Below are 20,560 nucleotides of genomic sequence, written 5' to 3'. Positions count from 1 at the left end.
CGCGCAGCCTTCGCCACGCATGAGCCTGATCCCGCCCCTGACCGAACGCCTCGACCGCCTGCTGCCGCAGACCCAATGCGGGCAATGCGGCTACGACGGCTGCCGCCCGTACGCGCAGGCGATGGCGCGCGGCGAGGTGGGCGTGGACCGCTGCCCGCCGGGCGGCGATGCCGGCGCGCGCGCACTGGCGCAGGTACTGGGCGTACCCGCCGTTCCGTTTGATCGTTCGCGTGGCGAACACAAGGCGCCGCAGGTGGCGCTGATCGTGGAAGCCGACTGCATCGGCTGCACCAAGTGCATCCAGGCCTGCCCGGTGGACGCCATCGTCGGCGGCGCCAAGTACATGCACACGGTCATTGCCGATCTGTGCACCGGTTGCGAGCTGTGCATACCACCGTGCCCGGTGGATTGCATCGAGATGCTGCCCCTGTAACGGGGTCTGCAGAAGGGGTCAGATCCCTTTTCCAACGGAGAGGGATCTGACCCCGTTCAATGATTACGGCACCGCTGCCGTCACCACGATCTCGACCTTCCACTCGGCGTGGGCCAGCTTGGCTTCGAACGTTGCGCGGGCCGGGGTCGCGCCCTCGACCACCCACTCGTCCCATGCCTTGTTCATGCCGTCGAAGTCGGCGATGTCGGCCAGGAACACTTCGGCGCGCAGCACGTGCTGGCGATCACTGGCGACCAGCGCCAGCAGCTTGTCGATCTCGGCCAGCACCTGCCGGGTCTGCCCGGTGATGTCCTGGCTGGTGTCTTCCGGAATCTGGCCGGAGAGATAGGCGACCTTGTTGTACACGGTCATTTCGGACATGCGCGGTCCGACGTCGTAACGCTCCATCATGGGCGTGGCTCCTGCGGGTGATCAGGCCTGCATTGTCCTCCAAACCGGTCAACGGTGGGTGCAGGGGGAACCGTCGCGCAACATCACTACCCGGCTCCGACACGCCTGCTGGTCAAATGACCGCGACAGGCGCACGATGCGCCACGCCCCGCGTTGACACTGCCCTCGCCCCTCCTGACGCACCCTTGCGCCGATGACCCCAGCCACCGACCCCGCCACCGCTTCCTCCACCCCGGCATGGAAGCGGGTCCTCACCATCGTCGTTCCCCTGCTGATCCTCTCGCTGGCCCTGCATGGCCTGGCCAGTGAATTCGATGAGCACGGCTACCGTGCCATCCGCCAGGCGTTCCGCCAGCTCAGCGGCGCCCAGATCGCGCTCACTGTGGTACTCGGCCTGGCCAGCTACGCCTGCCTGATCGGCTTCGATGCCATCGGCCTGCGCCGCAGCGGCATCCGCGTGCATCCGGCGCGCATCGGCATCACCGCCTTCCTCGCGCACACGCTGGGCCAGACCGTGGGCTTTGCCGCGTTGACCGGTGGCGCAGTGCGCCTGCGCGGCTACCGCAGCGCCGGCCTCGACCTGGCGCAGATCGGCCAGGTGGTGCTGATGAGCACGCTCGGATTCGTGTTCGGTGCGTGGCTGCTGATCAGCGTGGCGTTGTGCATGGAACCGGCGGCAGCGGCGTTGGCCTTGCCATTGAATCCCGATGCCGTGCGCATCGTCGGCATCGTCGCCCTGCTCGCCTATCTGGGTACCGTGCTGCTGGTCGGCCGCGATGGCCGGCAGTTCAGCGTGTTCGGCCATGCGTTGTGGCTGCCCGACCGCCGCACCATGATCGGCGTCACCGTGCTCAGCGTGATCGAGCTGGTGCTGGCCAGTGCCGCCTTCTACGTGCTGCTGCCGGACTCCACGCCGACCGGCCTGCCCGGCTTCGTCGGCCTGTACCTGGTGGCGGTGCTGGCCGGCCTGGTCTCGACCGTGCCGGCCGGCCTGGGCGTGTTCGAGTGGAGCCTGTTGAAGCTGCTGCCACAGGTGGCACCGGCAGCGGTGCTGGCGGCGGCGCTGATCTACCGCGTTACCTACTACGTGCTGCCGCTGGTGCTGGCCACCCTGCTCGCCCTCGCGCCTGCCCTGCGCCAGCCGCTGCAGGCCAGCGCCGGGGCAACCCGCGCCGGCTGGAATGCGCTGCGCCCATGGCTGCCGCAGATCATCGCGCTGGCGGTGTTCAGCATCGGCGCGGCGCTGGTCATCGACGGCACGCTGCCGACGCCACGCCGTCACCTGGTGAACGCCTCGCTGCCGATTCTGGAAACCTCGCACCTGATCGGCAGCCTCAGTGGCGTCGCGCTGCTGTTGATTGGCCAGGGCCTGGCCCGGCGCAGCCACGCGGCGTGGATGCTGGCAATGGCAGTGTGCGTGATCACCCCACTGCCGCTGTGGCTGCGCGGCGGCCAGCCGCTGATCGCGGTGTCCGCGTTGCTGGTGGCGATGGCGTTGTGGGCCGCCCGGCGCGAGTTCTACCGCCAGGGCGCGCTGCTGGACGAAGCCTGGTCGTGGCCGTGGCTGCGCAACCTCGGCCTGGTGCTGGTCGCGGTCACCTGGCTGCTGTTTTTCACCTACAGCCATGTCGAATACCAGAATGAGCTGTGGTGGCAGTTCGCGGTGTCGGGCAACGCACCGCGCGCGTTGCGTGCGTTGCTGGTAGTGGCCATCGCGCTGGTGATGTTCGGCCTGGCGCGGTTGCTGCACAGCACGCGCAGCCCGCTGCAACCCGCCGACGAGGCCACGCTGCAGTCATTGGCACCGGTGCTGGCCGGCGCTACCGATACCCAGGCCTGCCTGGTGCTGACCGCCGACAAGGCGGTGCTGCGTGATGATGCAAAGCAGGGCTTCGTGATGATGCAGCGCTATGGCGGTTCGCTGATCGCGATGGGCGATCCGGTCGGCCCGCCGGAGGTCGCCCGCGCATTGATCTGGCGCTTCCGCGAGGAAGCCGACCGGCTCGGCCTGCGCCCGGTCTTCTACCAGGTCGGCGAGACCTACTGGCAGACCTACCTTGACCTCGGCCTGGGGCTGGTCAAGCTGGGCGAAGAAGCGATGGTGCCGCTGCACGACTTCGGCCTGGAAGGTCGCGAACGCGCCGACCTGCGCCAGGCCTGGAACCGCGGCAAGCGCAGCGGCCTGTCGTTCCGCGTGGCGCAAGTGGAAGAGATTCCCAGCCTGCTGCCACGCCTGCACGCGATCTCCAACGCGTGGCTGGAAGACAAGGCCGGCGACGAAAAGGGCTTCTCGCTGGGCAGCTACGACCCGGACTACCTGGTGCGCTTCCCGGTGGCGCTGGTCGAGGCCGAAGGCCAGATCGTGGCGTTCGCCAACCTGTGGCAGGCACCGGCCGGTGCCGAGCTGTCGGTGGACCTGATGCGACACGTCAACGAGGCGCCAAAGGGCACGATGGATTTCCTCTTCATCGAACTGTTCCTGTGGGGCCGCGCGCAGGGCTATGCACGCTTCTCGCTGGGCATGGCGCCACTGTCCGGGCTGGCACAGCATCGCCTGGCCGGCCGCTGGAACCGCCTGGCCGGCCTGCTGGCGCGGCACGGCGAACGCTTCTACGGGTTCAGTGGCCTGCGCCGTTTCAAGTCGAAGTTCGATCCGCAGTGGCGGCCACGCTATCTTGCTGCGCCAGGCGGCATGCACCTGCCGGCCGCGCTGCTGGACGCCACGCGCCTGATCTCGTTGGACCCACGACGTAATTGACGCCCATACCGCCGGGCATGCCCGGCGCTACCGCGGCTCGTTCTGGTGGGTGCGAACCGTTGGTTCGCACGCTCTCCGGTTCACGCCCCGCCCTTGAGGATCACTTCGGCCAGGCGGTCGTAATCACCATTGAAGTGGTGGTCGCCGGGCAGCTTCACCTTCTGCACGCCGTCGTTGGCCGGCAGGCCGGGGCACAGCGCGTCATCGTCGTCCTGGCCGTACACGCACAGCGTCTTGCCAGTCGGGAGTCTGGCCACTTCCGGCGCGATCGGCAGGCCGTCGCCGCCACCGCCCAGCCAGTTGCTGACGTGGAATTCGAAGTCGGCCTTCTTGCCTACCGACAGCAGCACGATACGGTCCAGCGCTGCACGGGTATCGGCATCGAGCTGGTTGATGGTGGCCGGCAGCACGTCGGCGCCCTGCGAGAAACCGATCAGCATCACCTTGTCGCGGTGCCACTGCTGGCGGTAGTGGTCGATGATCTTCTGCAGGTCAGCAGCGAAGCCCTTCGGCGTGCGCTCGCTCCAGAAGTAGCGCAGCGAGTCGATGCCGACCACGGCCACGCCATGCTCGTTGAGCGACGACGCCACGTCCTTGTCCAGGCCGGCCCAGCCACCATCGCCGGAAACGAACACGGCCAGCGTGTCGCCGTTGCCGGTCGCCGGTACTTCCACCACCGGCAGGCCCTTCAGCGCGGCCGGCGGCGGTGCCAGGCTGACGCCCGCCTGCGCACCCATCACCCGCGCGGCAGCCACCAGGCCCGGTGAGGCATCACCACGCGCGGTGCGCTTGAACTCGCGCGCCATCGCGACCTGCTGCACGAACCCGCTGGCCTCACCCACCTTGCAACCGTGATCACCGGCTGCACTCAACCACGGGAAGTTCAGTTCGGCGGGTTGCAGCTTGTTGCGCTTCACGCCATCGCCGCAGACCATGCGCTCGTGGTTGTGGTCCGGGCAGAAGCCGGTGGTGAGCAGGCCGGCGAACACCTGGGTGTCGGCCTGCGCGGCCAGTGAGTAGGCCATTTCTGCACCTTCACCATCGCCGCCGACCAGCGGCAGGTGGTAGCCGGGCAGATGCAGGGAGGCCTGCAGCCAGCGCGAGAAGTTCTCGACGTCGCCGGAACCGAATGAACAGGTGGGGTCGCCCTCACGCTTGAGCACCCCGCGCAGGTGCGCGATGTCCACGGCTGCGACCATCGCGCCATCGGCACGCAGGGCCTCGATCGGCAGACGGCTGGTATCGCCGCCGGCAGAAGGTTCATGGAACCAGATCACCACCCGCTGCGGCGTTCCCGATGGCATGTGCACCGGAATCTGTTCGAACCGTCCGTGGCTGAACTGCTGCACGGTCGCTGCCGCGGTTGCCGGCAGTGCGGCCAGCGCCAGCACCACACCCATTACCCTGACCAGCCCTGCACGCGTCATATCGCAGCCCCGATGGAATGCGCACACGATACGCTGCCTCCACGTGCACGGCACGTACCGGTGCAGGCCGTTGGGCTTTCAGCAGGCCGCGGCGCGACGACTGCGTCGATACAGCGCCAGTGCCAGATACAGCAGCCAGCCCACGATCACCACGATCACCACTTTCTGCCCCAGCCCGCGCGGCGGCCCGCCACGCCACAGCACGTGCAGCCACAGCAGCACGAAGGCCAGCCAGGCCCAGCCCCAGAGCAGGCCGGCGGCGGATTGCCAGCCCGGTTCGCGGCGCAGGTACCAGGCCTGCAGCAGCATGCCGACGCTGGCGCACAGGAACGCGGTGTTGGCCGCCAGCCCATGGATGAACGGTGCCAGCAGCGGCGTGGCTTCGGGCAGCCAGCTGTCACCGATGGCGACCGTGGCCAGGCCCAGCGCCGAGACCGTGAACAGCAGCGGCGCCGCCGCGCTGCGCCGCGGGCCGATGCTGCCGCGATAAAGGGCGATGCCGAGCAGGGCGATCGCCAATGCCAGCAGGCAGTAGGCTGCGCGCAACGCCAGCCCCCACGGCCCGTGCAGGTAGAGGCTGAGCGTGGCCCGCACCCAGTCCAGGTCGGTGCGCGCGAACTGCGTCCACAGCGCGGTGGCCAGGAACAGAGCCAGGGCTGCCAGCGCCAGTAGCGCCGCCGGACGCGCGCGACTCATGCGGAGGCCTCCGGGTGCCGCGCCTGCCATTCGGCCAACGCCTTGCGGTAGCGCTGCAGCTCATCGGCATACAGATCCAGCACGCACAACGGGCAACCGCTGCCGCAGCATTCGTTGGGACCGGGCTCTTCCGGCGGCAGCGGACGGGGATCGGGATCAGGGACGGACACGGTTGGAAGCGGTGATCAGTGGAAACAGGCCCCAGTGTACCGGGCTGGCTCAGTGGTCCAGCTGGCGGCGCAGGTTGTCGCGCGCGGCCGCGTCGAGGCGCTGATGGAAGAATTCGCTGAGGAAGATGCGCGGTGCGCGCAGCAGGCCCTGCAGGAAACGGCGGCGACCGGCGCGATACAGGAAGCCCGGCACCACGCCCTTGTACTCCTCGGCCACGCCACGGTCATACGCGGCGAACACCGGTTCCGGCGCGGCCAGGATCGCCATGTCGCAGTCCAGGAACAATGCGGCCTCGGCATCGACATCGTCCGGGCCGAGCGCGCCATGGCGGGCGGTCAGCAGGATCAGCTGCTCGATCCGGGCCGCATCGACGGCGGCGAGTTCCGGCGCCTGCGCGATCGCCTGCAGGGCCAGCTGCGCCGAACGCGCCTCGTTGTCCTTTCGCCCCGCCTCGTAGATCGCATCGTGGTAGAGCACGGCCAGGTAGACCTCGGCCGGCTGCTGCCAGCCGGGGCCGTCGGCAACCTCCTGGCAGTGCTGCAGCACCGCGCGCACGTGGCCGAAGTGGTGGTAGGCCCGTGGCGGCGTTGCGTAGCTGTCCTGCAGCGCCTGCCACTGCACTGGAGCGAGCGTCAGCGGGGAAAAGTCCATGCGCGGATCATCCCGCCTGCGCCGGTGGCGGGCAAGCTGTCACTTTTTTCACCACACCCTCACAACGCCCTTCGCACCAGGCCGCAACGTGGTTGTCCACAGCTTTGTCGAGCGCTGGTCCACACCGGTTGTGGATGAACGTGCGGACCGACCAACGGTCGCTGCAGCGGTGCGCGCACAGGTCTACACTCGCCTCAGGCGGGAGCGCCCGCCGCTGCCGGGAGCCGTCATGTATCGTCCTGCCGCCCGATCCGTTCTGCTCGCACTGGCCGCATTGGCGGCACCGTCCGCGATCGCACTCAACCCTGCCGCGACCGAAGCCCCCGCAGTTGTTGCCAGCAACGCCGCGCCGACGATTCCGACGCCGCAGCAGGTATTCGCGATTCCGCCGGCGATGCTCGACATGCTGCGCACGCAGGTGATCAATCGCAGCTACTCGCGCGAGCAGCGCCTGCAGGCGCTGGTGGAAATGATCTTCGACCGCCACGGCCTGGACCTGCAGTACGACGCCGACGCGACCCTCACCGTCAGCGAGATCTGGCAGCAGCGCCGCGCCAACTGCCTGGCCTTCACCCTGATGTTCGTCGCGCTGGCACGCGAAGCCGGCATCCAGGCACGCGTGCAGGAAGTCGGCCAGGTGGTGTCGTGGTACCAGGACCAGGCCCAGGGCCTGGTCTACAGCGTTGGCCACGTCAATGCCGGGGTCGGCTTCGCCGGCCGCTTCGCCACCGTCGATCTGGATCGCAACGTGCTGTACGACCGCCGCGGGCCGCTGCCGATCAGCCAGGCACGGGCATTGGCACACTTCTACAACAACCGCGGCGCCGAACGCATGGCCAGCGGCGATCTGGTGGGTGCGCGCACCTTCTTCAATGCCGCGCTGGCACAGGACAACAGCTTCGCCGCCACCTGGAACAACCTGGGCGTGCTGGAAAACCGTACGGGCGATGCCGCCGCCGCGCGCCGGGCACTGGAAACGGCGCTGCGACTGGACGGCCGCCAGGACGCTGCACTGACCAACGCCAGCGCGTTGTACCGAAAGCTGGGCATGGTCGTGCAGGCGCAGGCGCTGGAGCAGCGGCTGCAGTCGGTGCAGCGCGAGGATCCGTTCGCGCAGTACATGCTCGGCGCCGAGGCCGAACGCGCCGGCCAACTGGATCAGGCGATCCGCTATTACCGGCAGGCCGTGCGCCTGTACGACACCGCACACCAGTTCCACTTCGGGCTGGCGCGGGCCTATTTCCTGGCCGGCCAACTCAAGCGCGCCGATCGTGAACTGCTGCGCGCGCAGGAGCTGGGCGGTGCCCCGCAGCAGGCGCGCTACCAGGCCAAGCTGGACAGCCTGGCCCGCTGGCGCGCGCAGCAGCAGGCCAGGCGCTGAAAGCCGGTCAGGCCTTCTTGAGGAAGCAGGTCTTCAGGACCAGGCCCTTGATCTTGTCCGAATTGCCTTCGATGTGCTCGGCATCGTCCTCGACCAGGCGGATGTTGCGGATCACGGTGCCCTGCTTGAGCGGGATCGAGGAACCCTTCACCTTCAGGTCCTTGATCACGGTGACGGTGTCACCGGCCTGCAGGGTGTTGCCGTTGCTGTCACGCACGACCAGGGTCGAACCGGCACCTTCCTCGGCGGTCCATTCGAAGCCGCAATCGGCGCAGATCCACAGCGCGCCATCGGCATAGGTGTTTTCCAGGGTGCACTGCGGGCAGGCGGGGGCAGAAGACATCAGCAAGTACCTCAAAGTGAATCAACAGCCGCCATTGTAACCGCCCGGCTCCCCTGCCCTTTTCCGGGAGGCGCCCGGCGGACCGCATGACCCGATCCGGAACCCCGATCCGGATCGGGAGGCCGCGGGAACTTGCAGTCGGCAGCGAACTGCAGCAGAGTGCGCGGCCCCTGATCGCCCCCGGAACTCCCCATGCGCCTCGGCATCGACTTCGGTACCAGCAATTCCGCCGCCGCCATCGTGCATGAGGGGAAACTGCTGCCGATCCGCTTCGGCGACGCCGAGCAGTTCCGCACCAGCGTGTATTTCCCCGGCGTGGTGCCCGACCCGGACGACTTCCAGCTCGACGACGGCCAGGAACACCAGCTGCAGCAGATGATCGACAGCGCCGCGCGCGCGGCGCGCGCCGCCGGCCAGGAACGCACGCCGCAGGCGCTGCGCCGCGAAGCCCTGCGCGCGCTGCGCCGGGAATGGATGGAAGCCCGCGCTGGCAAGGAACGCAGCGCCAACGACCTGCTGCAGAACGCGGTCTACGGCGACGAAGCGCTGGAAGCCTATTTCGAGGAACACGAAGGCAACCTGGTGCAGAGCCCGAAGTCGATGCTCGGCTACAACCTGCACCCGCGCGCGAAGCAGACCATCACCGGCATCGCCGCGCACATCCTCGAACACATCCGCCTGACCGCCAGCGCCCAGCTCGGCCAGCCGCTGCGCGCCGCCCTGCTCGGGCGTCCGGTGCAGTTCCGCAGTTCGATCGGCGCAGCCGGCAACGACCAGGCGCTGGACATCCTGCGCGAAGCGGCCACCCAGGCCGGCTTCGACCAGATCGATTTCCTCGAGGAACCGGCCGCGGCGGCCATGCATTACCACGCCGAAAGCCGCGAGCGGCACCAGGCGGTGATCGTCGATATCGGCGGCGGTACCACCGACATCGCCCATGCCGAGGTCGGCGGCGACGACGCCCCGCGCATCCACCGCGCCTGGGGTATCGCCCGCGGCGGTACCGATATCGACCTGGCGCTGAGCCTGTCCAGCTACATGCCGCTGTTCGGCCGCGGCATCACCCGCGTGCCCGCCCATCACTACGTGGAAGCGGCCACGGTGCAGGACATGACCCGCCAGCGCGACTTCCGCCTGCACAAGTACGACCATGTGGACGCGCCCTGGGGCGACCGCCTGCAGGCCCTGCAGGACACCGGCAACACCGCCCGCCTGTACCGCGATGTCGAACGCGCCAAGATCGCCCTCAGCGCTGCCAGCGAGCACCGCAGCACGCTGGACTACATCGCCCGCGACCTGCATGCCGACAGCAGCGCCGACGGCCTGGCCGCCGCCGCCCATGGCTACCTGGAGCAGATCCGGGAGCTGCTGGCCCAGGTCCGCAGCGACATCGGCGGCGACCCGGATGCGGTGTTCCTGACTGGCGGCATGTCCCGCGCCGGCTACCTGCGCCAGGCGGTAGCGGCCGCCTTCCCGGGCGCCCGCATGGTCCACGGCGAGCCCTCGCTGGGCGTGGTCCAGGGCCTTGCGCTGGCGGCAGCCAGCCAGGATTAACAAAACGTTACGCGGTCTAAGTTACTCTTGGTCGGCTAGAACCCTGCTGCACCTTCCACTGGCCACGCCGGTGTGTGTCCACGGTGCAGCCTGGCCCGCCCAGCGGGCCTAGCGGCCATGCCTTCCTGGCTCGTTCATGGTCCGCGCAGCACCTGAGCCGCCATCGAGACCCGCTTTGGGCACCCGCCAGGCCCCTGAGGCCTTACAACCTGACGCAGCACCTGCACCCATCGACTGCCGCCGTTGTGACGCGGTCTGTTGCCGGTTGCCCGTGCTGCTGCAGCCCGGCGACCACGTGCCCGGCCAGTTCCTGTCACGCGACACCCACGGCCGTGCCGTGATGGCGCGCAACGAGGAAGGCTGGTGCGCGGCGATCGATCCCTATCACCTGCGCTGCACGATCTATTCGCAGCGCCCGGCGATCTGCCGCCAGTTTTCGATGGGCGGCGATGACTGCCGCCGCGAGCGGCAGGACTACCTGCGCCAGGCCGATGCCTGGGCGCTTTCCTCCCCTTCCACCTGACAGGAGCAACCATGCCCCGCAAGGCAAAGACCCCCGCGAAGGCCAGCAACAGCATCCGCAGCGAACGCAAGGGCGCGGCCGCCAGCACCGTGGTCAGCAGCGATTCCATCGCTTCGGACCTGGCAGCGTTCCGCAAGGCCGGTGGCAAGATCGAAGTCCTCGGCACTACCTGGGCGCTGAAGAAAGCCAGCTGACCCAGCTCCGACCGCGGCGGCGCTGCCGCCGCGGCCTGCCGGATCGCGCTCAGCGATCCAGGCGTACCCGGACACTGCCCGAATGCGACTGGATGCGGATGTCACCGTCGCCATTGCCGAGCCGTGTATCGAGATGGCTGCCGGGGCCGTAGCGCGGCCGCTCCACCTGGCCGGCATCGCTGTTGATCGACCCGCTGAAGCTGTTCACCGACAGCTGCGCCGAGACCGTGCGTGGCAGCCGCAGGTTGACCGACGCACTCACCGATTCGACATTGATACGGCCCCCCGGTGCCAGCCCGGCCGCCGACAGGTCGATGCTGCCCGACACGGTTTCCACCGCCAGCCGCTGCACCCGCCCGGCATCGACCTCGACCCGGCCGGATACCGTCTGCGCACCGATGTCACCGGACACGCCGCCGCCGGCCTCGATGCGGCCACTGACCGTGTTCACGTCCAGCTTCGGCGTCTGCAGGCGCGCGATGACACCGCCGCTGACCGTATTGAGCTTGCTGTCGCCGCTGCGACCGGAGGCGCTCAGGCTGCCGCTGACCGTGTCGGCCTGCAGGCGGCGCACATCGATGCCGCTGATGTCCTGGCTGGCACTGACCGTGCTCAGCAGCAGTTCCACCGAGCGCGGCACGTTCAGCACCAGCGTCGCGCCGCCGTTGTTGTTGCGACGCGGGTACTCGATCTCCCAGCGCACGCGGTTGGCACTCTTCTCCTGGCGCAGCTGCAGGCCATCACTGAGCGTACCGGTGAGCTGCACGTCATTGCGGTCCCAGCCACGCACGGTCACTTTGCCGGCCACGTTGCTCAGTTCGATGCGGCCACCGGCGGCCAGGTTGTGGCGCTCGTCGATCTGGGTGTCAGCCAGGGCCACCGCCGGCAGCAGCAACAGCGCGGCGCAGCAGGTCATCAGGGATCGTGTCATCAGGGGTCTCCTCAGGTCGTCAGGCCGGACTCGGCGGCATAGGCCGCCTGCCGGGTCAATTCCAGCCGCAGCGCGTAGGTGCGCTTGAGCTGGCCAAGCAGATGCGGCGCGCGTGGATCCTGCGCCAGCGCGGCCTGGATCTGTGCCGCGCTTTCATCGAGTTCGTGCAGCGCCGGCTGCCATTCCGGCGCCCGGCCTGCGGGCAACGAGGCCACTGCCTGCTGGTACTGCGCGGTCATCGCCGCGGCCTGCAGCTGCAGGGTAGACGGCACCGGCGCGTCCGGCTGCGCATGGCGCCACGGCGCCACCGCGTAGAGCGCCAGGCTTGCGGCCAGTGCGGTCCCCACCGGCAACCACCAGCGCCGGCGCGAACGTGCAGGCAGCGCCACAACGTTGTCGGCCGGCACAGGCGCCGCCTGCGGTTCACGCGGCGGCAGCTGCGCCGCCAACCGCGCCCAGCCATCGGCGGGCAGGCTGCGTTCGGGTGGCAGCGCGCGCAGGCGGGCCGCCAGATCGTGGTCGGAATCGTGTTCGTGTGTACTCATGTCATGTCTCCCAGCCGTGCGCGCAACAGACCGCGCGCACGATGCAACTGTGCCTTGGAACTGCCGACGGCCATCTGCAGCTGCTCGGCGATCTCGTGGTGTTTCCAGCCTTCGATGTCATGCAGCACCAGTACCGCGCGCGCCCGTGGTGGCAGCGTCGACAGCGCCCGTTCGAGGTCGCGTTCGGTGCCGGCACAACTGTCATGCACCGCCAGTTCCTGCAGTCCTCCGTCCACATCCTCAAGACTGTCGTGGTCCTGCCCGGCGGCGCGCCCACGCAGTTCCATCAGCGCAGCGTTGACGCCCAGGCGATGCAGCCAGGTCGACAGGCTGCTCTCGAAACGGAACCCGGGCAGCGCCTTCCACGCCTGCAGGAAGGCTTCCTGCAAGGCATCTTCGGCACGCGCCTGCTGGCCCCCGCACAGGCGCCACAGCACGGCGAACACGCGCGGCGCATGCCGCCGGTACAGCAGTTCATAGGCCGAGGTATCGCCGGCGGCCGCCGCCCGCACCAGGGCGGGTTCATCGACGGCGTCGTGGGCGGCAGGCGGCGCGGGCATGGTGGTGTCGAGCATATCGCTTGGATGCGGCGGCCCGGGAAAAGGTTTAGAGCCGGACGACGATCTCTGCCATGCAACCTTTTTGATGGCTGCTGCATCCATGGAAGGTCCTTCGCGAAATTGCCGTCCAGGAGTTCCTGCATGTCCAGCCCATCCTGCGCCGCCCTGCTGGTGATCGCCGCCTGTGTCGTACTGCAGGCGCTGGGCCTGTCGCTGCAGCTGCGCCCCGACAACGGCCGCGCCTGCCTGCAGCAGCATCGCCAGGAGCTGGTCTGTCTGGCCTGGGCACCGGCGGTCGAATCCGGGTCACGCGCCGGGTAACATCGGGGGCCGTTTCCCCCTCCGTAGTCACCCCATGATGTTGTCGCTGAAGGATCACCTGCCGCCTTGGACCCACCCCTGGCTGAATGACGTGGGCATCGCCGTGAAGATCCTGCTGACCCTGCTGGCGGCCTGGCTGCTGCGGGTGCTGGCGCGGCGCCTGATCCGCCGCTTCGCCGAGCACTACACGCTGCCACCGGAGATGGCGATGGGCGCGCGCCGCATCACCAGTTTCGTGGTTTATTTCAGTGCCCTGCTGTACATCCTCAGCCTGCTCGGCGCATCGCCATCGGTCCTGTGGACCGCCTTCACCGGCTTCGCGGCCGTGGGCGCGGTCGCGTTCTTCGCCGCCTGGAGCGTGCTGTCCAACATCTTCTGCACGCTGCTGATCTTCACCACCCGTCCGTTCCGCCTGCACGACTACATCGAGGTGCTGGAAAACGGTGAGAAGCCAGGCCTGAAGGGCCGGGTGATCGACGTGAACCTGATCTACACCACGCTGCAGGAGACCGGCGACGGCCACGAGGGCACGGTGCTGCAGCTGCCGAACAACCTGTTCTTCCAGCGCACGGTGCGCCGCTGGCGCGACCCGGCGCAGGCCCCCGGTGGCATCCAGGGCGACGGCTGAGGGTGGTTTTCGGCAGGGCTGCGCCCTGCACCCGCTACGAGCTGGAGCAACAGCCGAAGCAACGGCAAAAGCTGGCTTCCTGCGGGATGGCGGGGCGGGCCCGGTGGCAGGAGACGCCGTAAACCCATCCATGGGGGCTTGGCCGCGGCATCCATGCCGCGGACACTCCCGCCACCGGACCCACCCCGCCTTCGACAGTTTCCCGCGATCTGCCGGAACGGAGTTCCGCTCTGGTAGGTGTCGACCTTGGTCGACTCAGTAGAGCCACGCCATGCGTGGATGATTCATTCGATATCTGACAGCAAAATCGTGTCGACCAAGGTCGACACCTACCAACAGCCGCGCGTTCCAACAGCCGCGTGAACCCGTCGAAGGTGGGGCGGTGTCGGAGTGCGGGGTGTCCGCGGCATGGATGCCGCGGCCAAGCCCCCATGGACGGGTTTACGGCGTCCCCGCAATCCGACACCACCCCGCCACCCCACGGAACGCCAGCTTTTGCTGTTGATGTTGCCTTGGCTTGAAGGCATCTGCAGGTGCAGGGCGCAGCCCTGCCGAACAACCCTTACCTCAGCTGGCTGTCCTTGCTGCCACGCCGGTTGTAGCCGGCATGCGCCTGCGCTTCATCATCATGTGCCTGCTGGCACGCCACGCACAGTCGAACACCCGGCACGGCCTGGCGCCGCGCCAACGGGATCGGCGCATCGCATTCCTCACAGTGCTCCAGACCCGGACCCTCGCGCAGCTGGCGCCGCGCGCGGGCGATCGCGTCGTCGACGGTGGCGTCGATCTGGTCCTGGACCGCGCCGTCTCCCGCCCAACCGGTGGCCATGGCCATCCTCCGCAGGTGTGTCGCCTGATATGGGGACGATACACCTGCGCACAAAGGCGCAGACCTGTGGCGAGCCGAGCCATGCCCGGTGGGCCTTCAGCAGGCCGAGCAGAAAGAGGACGGGTCCGATCAGGCCGATTGCGGCTTAATCCCCTCCGTCCCCTTTTTGCTTACCAGACCAGGTCGTCCGGCACCTGGAACTGCGCGTAATAGGCGTCGTCCTCGGCGTTGCCGGTGGAGATCTCGGCGGTCGAGCCCGGCTGGCCGTGATCGACGATGATCGCCTGCGGCGCGCGCTCACGCACCTTCTCGGCGGCAGCACGCGGCAGCAGGGCGTAGCCCTCGCCATGGGCAACGATGACCAGCACGCCCACCGACAGCGCCTTGCGCAGCTTGGGGTCGATCAGCAGGGTACGGATCGCCGCGCCGTCGCTGAAGCGGTACTCGTCGTCGCCCTTGTGGGGTACGGCGTGGGCCGTGATGATCTGCCTGGCCTGGGCCTTCTGTTCAGCCTGCCTGGCTTGGGCATTGCGTTCGGCGGCCAGTGCGCGGTCGCGCTCGACCTTCTCGGCGCGGGCACGTTCAGCCTCGCGCTGGACCTCGGCCGAGGTCGATTCGGCCTTGCCCTGGCGGGCCTTGGCCTGCGCGCTCGCGGCAGCGCTGGCCTGCGACTTCTTGGCCAGGCCGGCCTTGAGCAATTGTTCCTGCAGCGCGTTGGGCTTTGCCATGGTCGGTGCGTACCGCGTGTAATCTTGGATGTCCCCATTCTACCGACGCCCCGCCGCCCCTGCATGGCAGTCCTGAAGTACCTCACCGGCTATCCCGAACCCCTGGTCGCCCAGGTCAGCGAACTGCTGGCGCAGGGCAAGCTGGGCCCCTGGCTGCAACAGCGCTACCCGGACCCGCACGAGGTGCGCAGCGACCGCCAGCTGTACGACTACACCCAGGACCTGAAGGACCGCTACCTGCGCAAGTCGGTGCCGCTCAACAAGGTCTGCTACGACAACACGCTGGAAGTGATCAAGCACGCACTGGGCACGCATACCGCGATTTCCCGCGTGCACGGCGGCCGCCTCAAGGCCAGCCGCGAGATCCGCATCGCGACCGTGTTCCGCCAGGCGCCAGCGGCGTTCCTGCGCATGATCGTGGTGCATGAGCTGGCCCACCTGAAGGAAGCCGACCACAACAAGGCCTTCTACCAGCTGTGCCAGCACATGGAGCCGGACTACCTGCAGCTGGAGTTCGATACCCGCCTGTACCTGACCGAGCTGGCCAACCGCGGCCAGCGCTGACCGGCCGCAGCAGCTACACTGCGCGCCCCCTGCCCGACCTGCCTGCCATGGAACCGATCCGTCTCGACAAACGCCTGTCCGCCCTGCTCGGCATCCCGCGCGGCGAAGCGCGGCGCTACATCGAAGGCGGCTGGGTCACGGTCAACGGCGAGGTGGTGGAACAGCCGCAGCGCCCGGTCGATGACAGCGCGGTGATCGTGGTGGCCGAACAGGCCAGTGATGAAAAGGCCGAGCGGGTCAGCATGCTGCTGCACAAGCCGGCCGGTGTCGCCGCCGAAACCCTGTGTGCCCTGGTCAGCAGTGACAGCCGCAGCGAACTTGATGCCAGCGACATCCGCCCGCTGCAGCGTCACTTCCACGGCCTGCAGCTGGCCGCCTCGCTTCCGGCCAGCGACAGCGGGCTGGTGGTGGTCAGCCAGGATCCGGCCACGCTGGCCCACCTGCAGCGCAACCTGGGCCGCACCGAGCAGGAATACCTGATCGAAGTGGCCGAAGGCGGTCCCGAGCGCGGCCCCTGGCTGATGGCGCGGCTGCAGCAGGAATCGGGCGGCGCCAAGGTCAGCTGGCAGAGCGAGCAGCGCCTGCGTTTCGCCGGCAAGGGCCTGACGGCCAAGGGGCTGCGTGTAGCGGTCAGCGCCGCCGGCCTGCAGGTCACGGCCGTGCGCCGCCTGCGTATCGGGCGCGTGGCGCTTGGGCCGCTGCCGCCGGCGCAGTGGCGCTATCTGGGCAGCGACGAGCGGTTCTGACCCTTCAACCCTCGGGGTCGGATCCCTTTCCGCGGGCAAGGGCTCTGCCCCCATCCACGCATGGCGTGCATCCACAGCAATGGGTCTGTCGGCTTTCATCCACGCATGGCGTGGATCTACCATCGGGGCATGAGCCTGCCCACACCCTTGTGGCGACGCCTGCTGCGCGTCGCTGCGATCGTCATCGCCGCACTGTTGCTGCTGGTCCTGTCCGGCCTGCTGCTGGCCGACCACCTCACGCCGCAGGCGCACGGCGCGCCCTCGCAGGTGCTGCCACTACAACCCGCGCAGACCCGTATCGACCAGCAGATCGTGCCGTTGCAGGAGGCCCATCCCGGCCAGTCGGGCGTGGCGTTCCTCAGCGATGGCATGGATGCGTTCGCCGCGCGCGCGCTGATCACCACCTACGCCGGCCGCAGCCTGGACCTGCAGTACTACATCTGGCACGACGACCTGATCGGCCACCTGATGGCCAAGGCGCTGTATGACGCCGCCGAGCGCGGTGTGCGCGTACGCATCCTGCTCGACGACATGAACGCCAAGGACAAGGATGCGTTGATGATGGCACTCGATGCGCACCCGAACATCGAGATCCGCCTGTACAACCCGTTCCGCAACCGCAGCGGCATCGCACGCACGCTGGAACTGGTGCAACGCGCCTTCAGCGTGAACCACCGCATGCACAACAAGAGCTGGATCGCCGATGGCCGCGTCGCGATCGTCGGTGGCCGCAACATCGGCGAGGAGTACTTCAGCGCGCGCGACGATGTGAACTTCCAGGACCTGGACCTGGTGGTGGCCGGCCCCGCCGTGCAGCAGGCCAACCGGATCTTCGACGACTACTGGAACAGCAGCGCGGCAATCCCGATTTCCGCGCTGGCCTCGTACAGCGATGAACAGCTGCGGCAACTCGTGCGGCAGTCGGACCTGGATGCGATGCATGCCAGGGCGCAGCCCTACCTGCAGCGCGTTGCAGAGTCGCGCCGCCTGCAACGCCCCAGCCCGGAGCCGCTGCACTGGAGCGCGAACGTGCGCATCGCCTCCGATCCGCCGATGAAGCACCGCGACGATGATCGCCGCAACTGGCTGGTCAACACGCTCAGCGACGAGCTGGCAACCGCCCGTCACAGCGCACTGCTGATCTCGCCCTACTTCGTCCCTGGCAGCGAAGGCGTTGAAGGCTTGTCGGCGCTGGCCGCTCGCGGTGCGCAGGTCGGGGTGGTGACCAACTCACTGGCCGCCAACGACGTGGCGGCAGTGCACGGCGGCTACATGGGCTACCGCGTGCCACTGCTGAAGGCCGGCGTGCAGCTGTACGAACTGAAGGCGCACGGCCAGCTGGATACCAGCCTGTTCGGCAGCAGTGGCGCCAGCCTGCACACCAAGGCGTTCGTGGTCGATGGTCGCCGCGGCTTCGTCGGCTCGTTCAACCTCGACCCGCGCTCGGCCTACCTCAACACCGAGATGGGCGTGCTGTTCGACGATCCGGTGCTGGGCGCGCAGCTGCGCGACGAGTACCTGCGACTGGCCAGTCCGGAACACAGCTGGTGGCTGGCCCTGGGGCGCGATGATGGGCTGCGCTGGCTGCAGCGGCAGCCGCCACCGCATTGGGTGGAGGCCGAACCCGGGGCGAGCCTGGGCAAGCGCTGGACTGCGCGGGTGATCAGCTGGCTGCCGGTGGAATCGCAGCTGTAGCGCTCAGGACGCCGGACTGGCCTCGTCCTGTCCGGCCTCATCCAGCGTTTCCACGTTACGTCCATGCAGGCGCCGCCAGATCCAGCGCAATGCATGCGGCGGTGCCGAAGGCAGCTGCTCCAGCAGGGCCAGCATGCGGCTCTGGCTGGCATGCCCATGGCGGCACAACAGGCTGGCCGCTGCGGCCGCGCTGGCCAGGCGCAGGCTGTCGGCCAACGGTCCTTCCGCATCCACCGCCAAGGCCTGGTGAACCGGCTCAGGCAACTCCCATGCGGCGGCGACCCGCTGCGCCAGCGGCAACGACCACTGCTGCAGCAGCTGCAGGGCCAGGGCCGGCTCCACGGCCTCGCCACGGGCCTGCGCCTCCTGCAGCAGCTGACGCATCACCAGTGCCGCACCCAGCCCCTGCACCAGGCCCAGCCACTGCGCGGCGAAGGCATCGCCGAAGGTGACCGTGCGTGCGTGGTCGGCTGCTGCACGCGATGCCAGCAGCGCGTGCTCCCAGATGATCGCGCTGAACTGCGGGAATACCTCGCATTGCACCTGCATCACCGGCTGCACCAGTACCGCACTGATGATCTGGCGCACGCCCTCGGTGCCGACCAGCGTCACCGCCCGTTGCAGGCTCTCTACCGGGCGCTCGTGGACCTTGTAGGCCGGGCTGTTGGCGATGCGCAGCAGGTTGCCGGTCAGCACCGGGTCCTGGCCGATGATCGCGGCCATTACGCGGGCCGAGGCGGCATCGTCGTTGACGGTCTGGATCAGCTGCGGCAGCAGCTGCGGCCGGCGGGGCAGCTGCCTGGCCGCCCAGTCGCGGTCCTGCAGCGCGCGTGCCACCGCCTCGCCCAGGCCGGGGTCCTGCACCGGCGTTGGCTCGCCGGCCAGCCGTGGGTACAAGGCAAGCGCATGCAGCCCGCGTTGCAGGTGAGCGGCGATCTCCGCCGAGGGCAGCGCCTCGCCCTGCAGGCTTGCGGCTGCGGCGGCCACCGCCTGGCGGGACGCGGCAACCAGCCGCGCCGGTGCCGTCCCGGTCGAACGTGTCAGCCAGCCGCGCAGCGAGCGCCACCAGGCCGCTGTCATCGCCGCCCGTCCTGTCGTTGTGATGCCCTTGCCGTCACTGACCGCCCTGCCTCTTCACGCCCATCCGGCCACCCGCCGTCGTCGCAGCATCGGCCGCACTTTCATCTTCTTTAACCGGACGGCCGCCAACGTCGACGGCACCGGCCGGGGGAATGGACTAGAATGGCGCCGCGCGACCCGTCCCCCAGCCATGACGACGTCGCTTTTTTTGTTTTGGGACCCTACCGTTCACTGGCCGTTCGCTGCAGTTCGCCGCTGTTCGCGCCATCGGAGACGCCATGCTATTCGAAACCCTCGCCACCACCGGCCACGAACAAGTGGTGTTCTGCCACAACCACGATGCCGGCCTGAAGGCGATCATCGCCATCCACAACACCACCCTGGGCCCGGCCCTGGGCGGCGTGCGCATGCGCCCCTACGCCAGCACCGACGAGGCACTGGCCGACGTGCTGCGGCTGAGCCGGACGATGACCTACAAGAATGCGCTGGCCGGCCTCAACGTCGGTGGCGGCAAGGCGGTGATCATCGGCGACCCGAAGGTGGACAAGACCGAGGTGCTGTTCCGGGCCTTCGGCCGTTACGTCGACTCGCTGGGCGGCCGCTACATCACCGCCGAAGACGTCGGCACCGACGTCAACGACATGGAGAACATCTACCTGGAGAGCCAGTTCGTGACCGGCGTGCACCAGGTCCATGGCGGCTCCGGCGATCCGGCCCCGTTCACCGCCTACGGTGCGCTGCAGGCGCTGATGGCGGCGATGCGCTTCAAGTTCGGCCATGAGGAAGTGGGCAAGACCAGCATCGCGGTGCAGGGCCTGGGCCACATCGGCATGGAGCTGGTGAAGCTGCTGCGCGACCGCGGCGCCAAGCTGTATGTCACCGACCTGGACAGCGCGCTGGTCGATCGCGCGGTCAGCGATTTCGGCGCCGAAGCGGTCAAGCCCGACGAGATCCACGAAGTGAACGCCGACGTGTTCGCACCGTGCGCGCTGGAAGGCGCCATCAACGCCGACACCCTGCCGCGGATCAAGGCGAAGATCATCTGCGGCACCGCCAACAACCAGCTGTCGAGCCTGGAAATCGGCGATGAACTGCACGCGCGCGGCATCCTGTATGCACCGGACTATGCGGTCAACGCCGGCGGCGTGATGAACGTGTCGCTGGAGATCGATGGCTACAACCGCGAACGCGCGATGCGCCTGATCCGCAGCATCTATCACAACCTCACCCGCATCTTCGAACTGTCGCAGCGCGAGAACATCGCGCCGCAGCGTGCGGCCGACCGCATCGCCGAAAGCCGCATCCTGTCGATCGGCAAGCTGAAGATGCCGCTGGGCCGCAGTACCCCGCGCCTGGGCAACCTGCGCGGCGGCTGAGCCTGCGATGTCGCG

The 20,560-nt window shown here is 68.4% G+C and carries 24 protein-coding genes; 12 read left to right on the top strand and 12 right to left on the bottom strand.

The window, feature by feature from the left end; genetic code table 11:
• The first annotated feature begins 19 nt into the window (after positions 1–19).
• On the top strand, positions 20–433 hold the full coding sequence (gene rnfB / locus BKE09_RS17775; RefSeq protein WP_014038049.1) for an Rnf electron transport complex subunit RnfB: 414 nt from the start codon (positions 20–22) through the stop codon (positions 431–433).
• A gap of 63 nt (positions 434–496) precedes the next feature.
• Here rnfB and BKE09_RS17770 read toward each other — a convergent pair whose 3' ends face one another.
• The gene (locus BKE09_RS17770) at positions 497–844 is read right to left on the bottom strand and encodes a RidA family protein (protein WP_005418155.1); all 348 of its coding nucleotides are present in this window, start codon (positions 842–844) and stop codon (positions 497–499) included.
• A gap of 193 nt (positions 845–1,037) precedes the next feature.
• Here BKE09_RS17770 and mprF point away from each other — a divergent pair, with 193 nt between their 5' ends.
• A complete protein-coding gene (gene mprF, locus BKE09_RS17765) occupies positions 1,038–3,602 on the top strand; it encodes a bifunctional lysylphosphatidylglycerol flippase/synthetase MprF (protein WP_075676998.1) in 2,565 nt (854 codons plus the stop codon).
• 80 nt (positions 3,603–3,682) lie between these two features.
• Here mprF and BKE09_RS17760 read toward each other — a convergent pair whose 3' ends face one another.
• From BKE09_RS17760 to BKE09_RS17745, 4 genes are all read right to left on the bottom strand, one after another.
• Entirely contained in the window at positions 3,683–5,029 is a 1,347-nt protein-coding gene (locus BKE09_RS17760; protein ID WP_240502940.1) for an AcvB/VirJ family lysyl-phosphatidylglycerol hydrolase, read from the bottom strand.
• A 78-nt stretch (positions 5,030–5,107) separates the two neighbouring features.
• Entirely contained in the window at positions 5,108–5,725 is a 618-nt protein-coding gene (locus BKE09_RS17755) for a DUF998 domain-containing protein (RefSeq protein ID WP_014038052.1), read from the bottom strand.
• Positions 5,722–5,895: an oxidoreductase-like domain-containing protein gene (locus BKE09_RS17750; RefSeq protein WP_032958663.1), complete on the bottom strand. Its 174-nt coding sequence runs from the start codon at positions 5,893–5,895 to the stop codon at positions 5,722–5,724. Before BKE09_RS17750 ends, BKE09_RS17755 begins: the two co-directional genes overlap by 4 nt.
• 49 nt (positions 5,896–5,944) lie before the next feature.
• Positions 5,945–6,547 carry a hypothetical protein gene (locus tag BKE09_RS17745; RefSeq protein ID WP_075676993.1) on the bottom strand — a complete coding sequence of 201 codons (603 nt, stop codon included), beginning with the start codon at positions 6,545–6,547 and terminating at the stop codon, positions 5,945–5,947.
• 229 nt (positions 6,548–6,776) lie between these two features.
• On the opposite strand from BKE09_RS17745, the gene BKE09_RS17740 reads away from it, so the two are divergent.
• Positions 6,777–7,928, top strand: coding sequence for a tetratricopeptide repeat protein (locus tag BKE09_RS17740; RefSeq protein ID WP_075676991.1), 1,152 nt, complete (start codon positions 6,777–6,779; stop codon positions 7,926–7,928).
• A 7-nt stretch (positions 7,929–7,935) separates the two neighbouring features.
• Here the strand turns inward: BKE09_RS17740 and BKE09_RS17735 are convergent, their stop codons facing one another.
• Positions 7,936–8,271 (bottom strand): zinc ribbon domain-containing protein YjdM, encoded by a 336-nt coding sequence (locus BKE09_RS17735; RefSeq protein WP_014038055.1) that lies wholly within the window; start codon positions 8,269–8,271, stop codon positions 7,936–7,938.
• Positions 8,272–8,463: 192 nt separating this feature from the next.
• Between BKE09_RS17735 and BKE09_RS17730 the strand changes: the two genes are divergently transcribed.
• The 3 genes from BKE09_RS17730 to BKE09_RS17720 all read left to right on the top strand — a co-directional run bounded on the left by BKE09_RS17730 (position 8,464) and on the right by BKE09_RS17720 (position 10,542).
• Positions 8,464–9,825: an Hsp70 family protein gene (locus BKE09_RS17730; RefSeq protein ID WP_049447114.1), complete on the top strand. Its 1,362-nt coding sequence runs from the start codon at positions 8,464–8,466 to the stop codon at positions 9,823–9,825.
• A 229-nt stretch (positions 9,826–10,054) separates the two neighbouring features.
• Positions 10,055–10,348, top strand: coding sequence for a YkgJ family cysteine cluster protein (locus BKE09_RS17725; RefSeq protein ID WP_053462562.1), 294 nt, complete (start codon positions 10,055–10,057; stop codon positions 10,346–10,348).
• A gap of 11 nt (positions 10,349–10,359) precedes the next feature.
• Positions 10,360–10,542, top strand: coding sequence for a hypothetical protein (locus BKE09_RS17720; protein ID WP_005410566.1), 183 nt, complete (start codon positions 10,360–10,362; stop codon positions 10,540–10,542).
• Between the two features lie 49 nt (positions 10,543–10,591).
• Here the strand turns inward: BKE09_RS17720 and BKE09_RS17715 are convergent, their stop codons facing one another.
• From BKE09_RS17715 to BKE09_RS17705, 3 genes are read right to left on the bottom strand one after another with little or no spacing between them, the layout of a single operon-like run.
• Positions 10,592–11,473 (bottom strand): DUF4097 family beta strand repeat-containing protein, encoded by an 882-nt coding sequence (locus BKE09_RS17715; RefSeq protein WP_014038057.1) that lies wholly within the window; start codon positions 11,471–11,473, stop codon positions 10,592–10,594.
• 11 nt (positions 11,474–11,484) lie between these two features.
• Positions 11,485–12,018: a hypothetical protein gene (locus BKE09_RS17710; RefSeq protein WP_075676989.1), complete on the bottom strand. Its 534-nt coding sequence runs from the start codon at positions 12,016–12,018 to the stop codon at positions 11,485–11,487.
• Complete coding sequence (locus BKE09_RS17705) at positions 12,015–12,593, bottom strand: sigma-70 family RNA polymerase sigma factor (protein WP_014038059.1); 579 nt, start codon at positions 12,591–12,593, stop codon at positions 12,015–12,017. The genes BKE09_RS17710 and BKE09_RS17705 overlap by 4 nt, the downstream gene beginning before the upstream one ends.
• 126 nt (positions 12,594–12,719) lie before the next feature.
• Here BKE09_RS17705 and BKE09_RS17700 point away from each other — a divergent pair, with 126 nt between their 5' ends.
• Positions 12,720–12,899, top strand: coding sequence for a hypothetical protein (locus BKE09_RS17700; protein ID WP_075676987.1), 180 nt, complete (start codon positions 12,720–12,722; stop codon positions 12,897–12,899).
• Between the two features lie 34 nt (positions 12,900–12,933).
• A complete protein-coding gene (locus BKE09_RS17695; protein ID WP_014038061.1) occupies positions 12,934–13,527 on the top strand; it encodes a mechanosensitive ion channel family protein in 594 nt (197 codons plus the stop codon).
• 562 nt (positions 13,528–14,089) lie between these two features.
• Here the strand turns inward: BKE09_RS17695 and BKE09_RS17690 are convergent.
• Together BKE09_RS17690 and BKE09_RS17685 are read right to left on the bottom strand one after the other, a co-directional pair.
• Positions 14,090–14,356 carry a DksA/TraR family C4-type zinc finger protein gene (locus BKE09_RS17690; protein ID WP_032129365.1) on the bottom strand — a complete coding sequence of 89 codons (267 nt, stop codon included), beginning with the start codon at positions 14,354–14,356 and terminating at the stop codon, positions 14,090–14,092.
• A 170-nt stretch (positions 14,357–14,526) separates the two neighbouring features.
• On the bottom strand, positions 14,527–15,084 hold the full coding sequence (locus tag BKE09_RS17685) for a DUF2058 domain-containing protein (RefSeq protein ID WP_075676985.1): 558 nt from the start codon (positions 15,082–15,084) through the stop codon (positions 14,527–14,529).
• Between the two features lie 63 nt (positions 15,085–15,147).
• Between BKE09_RS17685 and BKE09_RS17680 the strand changes: the two genes are divergently transcribed.
• The 3 genes from BKE09_RS17680 to BKE09_RS17670 all read left to right on the top strand — a co-directional run bounded on the left by BKE09_RS17680 (position 15,148) and on the right by BKE09_RS17670 (position 18,089).
• The gene (locus tag BKE09_RS17680; protein ID WP_014038064.1) at positions 15,148–15,648 is read left to right on the top strand and encodes a M48 family metallopeptidase; all 501 of its coding nucleotides are present in this window, start codon (positions 15,148–15,150) and stop codon (positions 15,646–15,648) included.
• A 47-nt stretch (positions 15,649–15,695) separates the two neighbouring features.
• Positions 15,696–16,394, top strand: coding sequence for an RNA pseudouridine synthase (locus tag BKE09_RS17675; RefSeq protein WP_014038065.1), 699 nt, complete (start codon positions 15,696–15,698; stop codon positions 16,392–16,394).
• A 105-nt stretch (positions 16,395–16,499) separates the two neighbouring features.
• On the top strand, positions 16,500–18,089 hold the full coding sequence (locus BKE09_RS17670; protein ID WP_075676983.1) for a phospholipase D family protein: 1,590 nt from the start codon (positions 16,500–16,502) through the stop codon (positions 18,087–18,089).
• Between the two features lie 3 nt (positions 18,090–18,092).
• Here the strand turns inward: BKE09_RS17670 and BKE09_RS17665 are convergent, their stop codons facing one another.
• Positions 18,093–19,169 carry an HDOD domain-containing protein gene (locus BKE09_RS17665; protein ID WP_075676981.1) on the bottom strand — a complete coding sequence of 359 codons (1,077 nt, stop codon included), beginning with the start codon at positions 19,167–19,169 and terminating at the stop codon, positions 18,093–18,095.
• 278 nt (positions 19,170–19,447) lie between these two features.
• On the opposite strand from BKE09_RS17665, the gene BKE09_RS17660 reads away from it, so the two are divergent.
• A complete protein-coding gene (locus tag BKE09_RS17660; protein ID WP_008264553.1) occupies positions 19,448–20,545 on the top strand; it encodes a Glu/Leu/Phe/Val dehydrogenase dimerization domain-containing protein in 1,098 nt (365 codons plus the stop codon).
• Positions 20,546–20,560 lie beyond the last annotated feature (15 nt).

The organism is Stenotrophomonas sp. TD3 (assembly GCF_001939825.1).
Taxonomy (GTDB): Bacteria; Pseudomonadota; Gammaproteobacteria; order Xanthomonadales; family Xanthomonadaceae; genus Stenotrophomonas.
The sequence above is the reverse complement of the archived record's forward strand: the minus strand, read 5'-3'. Positions and strand labels throughout refer to the sequence as shown.

Coding starts and splice junctions, on each gene's coding strand:
- rnfB (WP_014038049.1), top strand. CDS start 20: ATGAGCCTGATCCCGCCCCTGACCGAACGCCTCGACCGCCTGCTGCCG.
- BKE09_RS17770 (WP_005418155.1), bottom strand. CDS start 844: ATGATGGAGCGTTACGACGTCGGACCGCGCATGTCCGAAATGACCGTG.
- mprF (WP_075676998.1), top strand. CDS start 1,038: ATGACCCCAGCCACCGACCCCGCCACCGCTTCCTCCACCCCGGCATGG.
- BKE09_RS17760 (WP_240502940.1), bottom strand. CDS start 5,029: ATGACGCGTGCAGGGCTGGTCAGGGTAATGGGTGTGGTGCTGGCGCTG.
- BKE09_RS17755 (WP_014038052.1), bottom strand. CDS start 5,725: ATGAGTCGCGCGCGTCCGGCGGCGCTACTGGCGCTGGCAGCCCTGGCT.
- BKE09_RS17745 (WP_075676993.1), bottom strand. CDS start 6,547: ATGGACTTTTCCCCGCTGACGCTCGCTCCAGTGCAGTGGCAGGCGCTG.
- BKE09_RS17740 (WP_075676991.1), top strand. CDS start 6,777: ATGTATCGTCCTGCCGCCCGATCCGTTCTGCTCGCACTGGCCGCATTG.
- BKE09_RS17735 (WP_014038055.1), bottom strand. CDS start 8,271: ATGTCTTCTGCCCCCGCCTGCCCGCAGTGCACCCTGGAAAACACCTAT.
- BKE09_RS17730 (WP_049447114.1), top strand. CDS start 8,464: ATGCGCCTCGGCATCGACTTCGGTACCAGCAATTCCGCCGCCGCCATC.
- BKE09_RS17720 (WP_005410566.1), top strand. CDS start 10,360: ATGCCCCGCAAGGCAAAGACCCCCGCGAAGGCCAGCAACAGCATCCGC.
- BKE09_RS17715 (WP_014038057.1), bottom strand. CDS start 11,473: ATGACACGATCCCTGATGACCTGCTGCGCCGCGCTGTTGCTGCTGCCG.
- BKE09_RS17710 (WP_075676989.1), bottom strand. CDS start 12,018: ATGAGTACACACGAACACGATTCCGACCACGATCTGGCGGCCCGCCTG.
- BKE09_RS17705 (WP_014038059.1), bottom strand. CDS start 12,593: ATGCTCGACACCACCATGCCCGCGCCGCCTGCCGCCCACGACGCCGTC.
- BKE09_RS17700 (WP_075676987.1), top strand. CDS start 12,720: ATGTCCAGCCCATCCTGCGCCGCCCTGCTGGTGATCGCCGCCTGTGTC.
- BKE09_RS17695 (WP_014038061.1), top strand. CDS start 12,934: ATGATGTTGTCGCTGAAGGATCACCTGCCGCCTTGGACCCACCCCTGG.
- BKE09_RS17690 (WP_032129365.1), bottom strand. CDS start 14,356: ATGGCCACCGGTTGGGCGGGAGACGGCGCGGTCCAGGACCAGATCGAC.
- BKE09_RS17685 (WP_075676985.1), bottom strand. CDS start 15,084: ATGGCAAAGCCCAACGCGCTGCAGGAACAATTGCTCAAGGCCGGCCTG.
- BKE09_RS17680 (WP_014038064.1), top strand. CDS start 15,148: ATGGCAGTCCTGAAGTACCTCACCGGCTATCCCGAACCCCTGGTCGCC.
- BKE09_RS17675 (WP_014038065.1), top strand. CDS start 15,696: ATGGAACCGATCCGTCTCGACAAACGCCTGTCCGCCCTGCTCGGCATC.
- BKE09_RS17670 (WP_075676983.1), top strand. CDS start 16,500: ATGGCGTGGATCTACCATCGGGGCATGAGCCTGCCCACACCCTTGTGG.
- BKE09_RS17665 (WP_075676981.1), bottom strand. CDS start 19,169: ATGACAGCGGCCTGGTGGCGCTCGCTGCGCGGCTGGCTGACACGTTCG.
- BKE09_RS17660 (WP_008264553.1), top strand. CDS start 19,448: ATGCTATTCGAAACCCTCGCCACCACCGGCCACGAACAAGTGGTGTTC.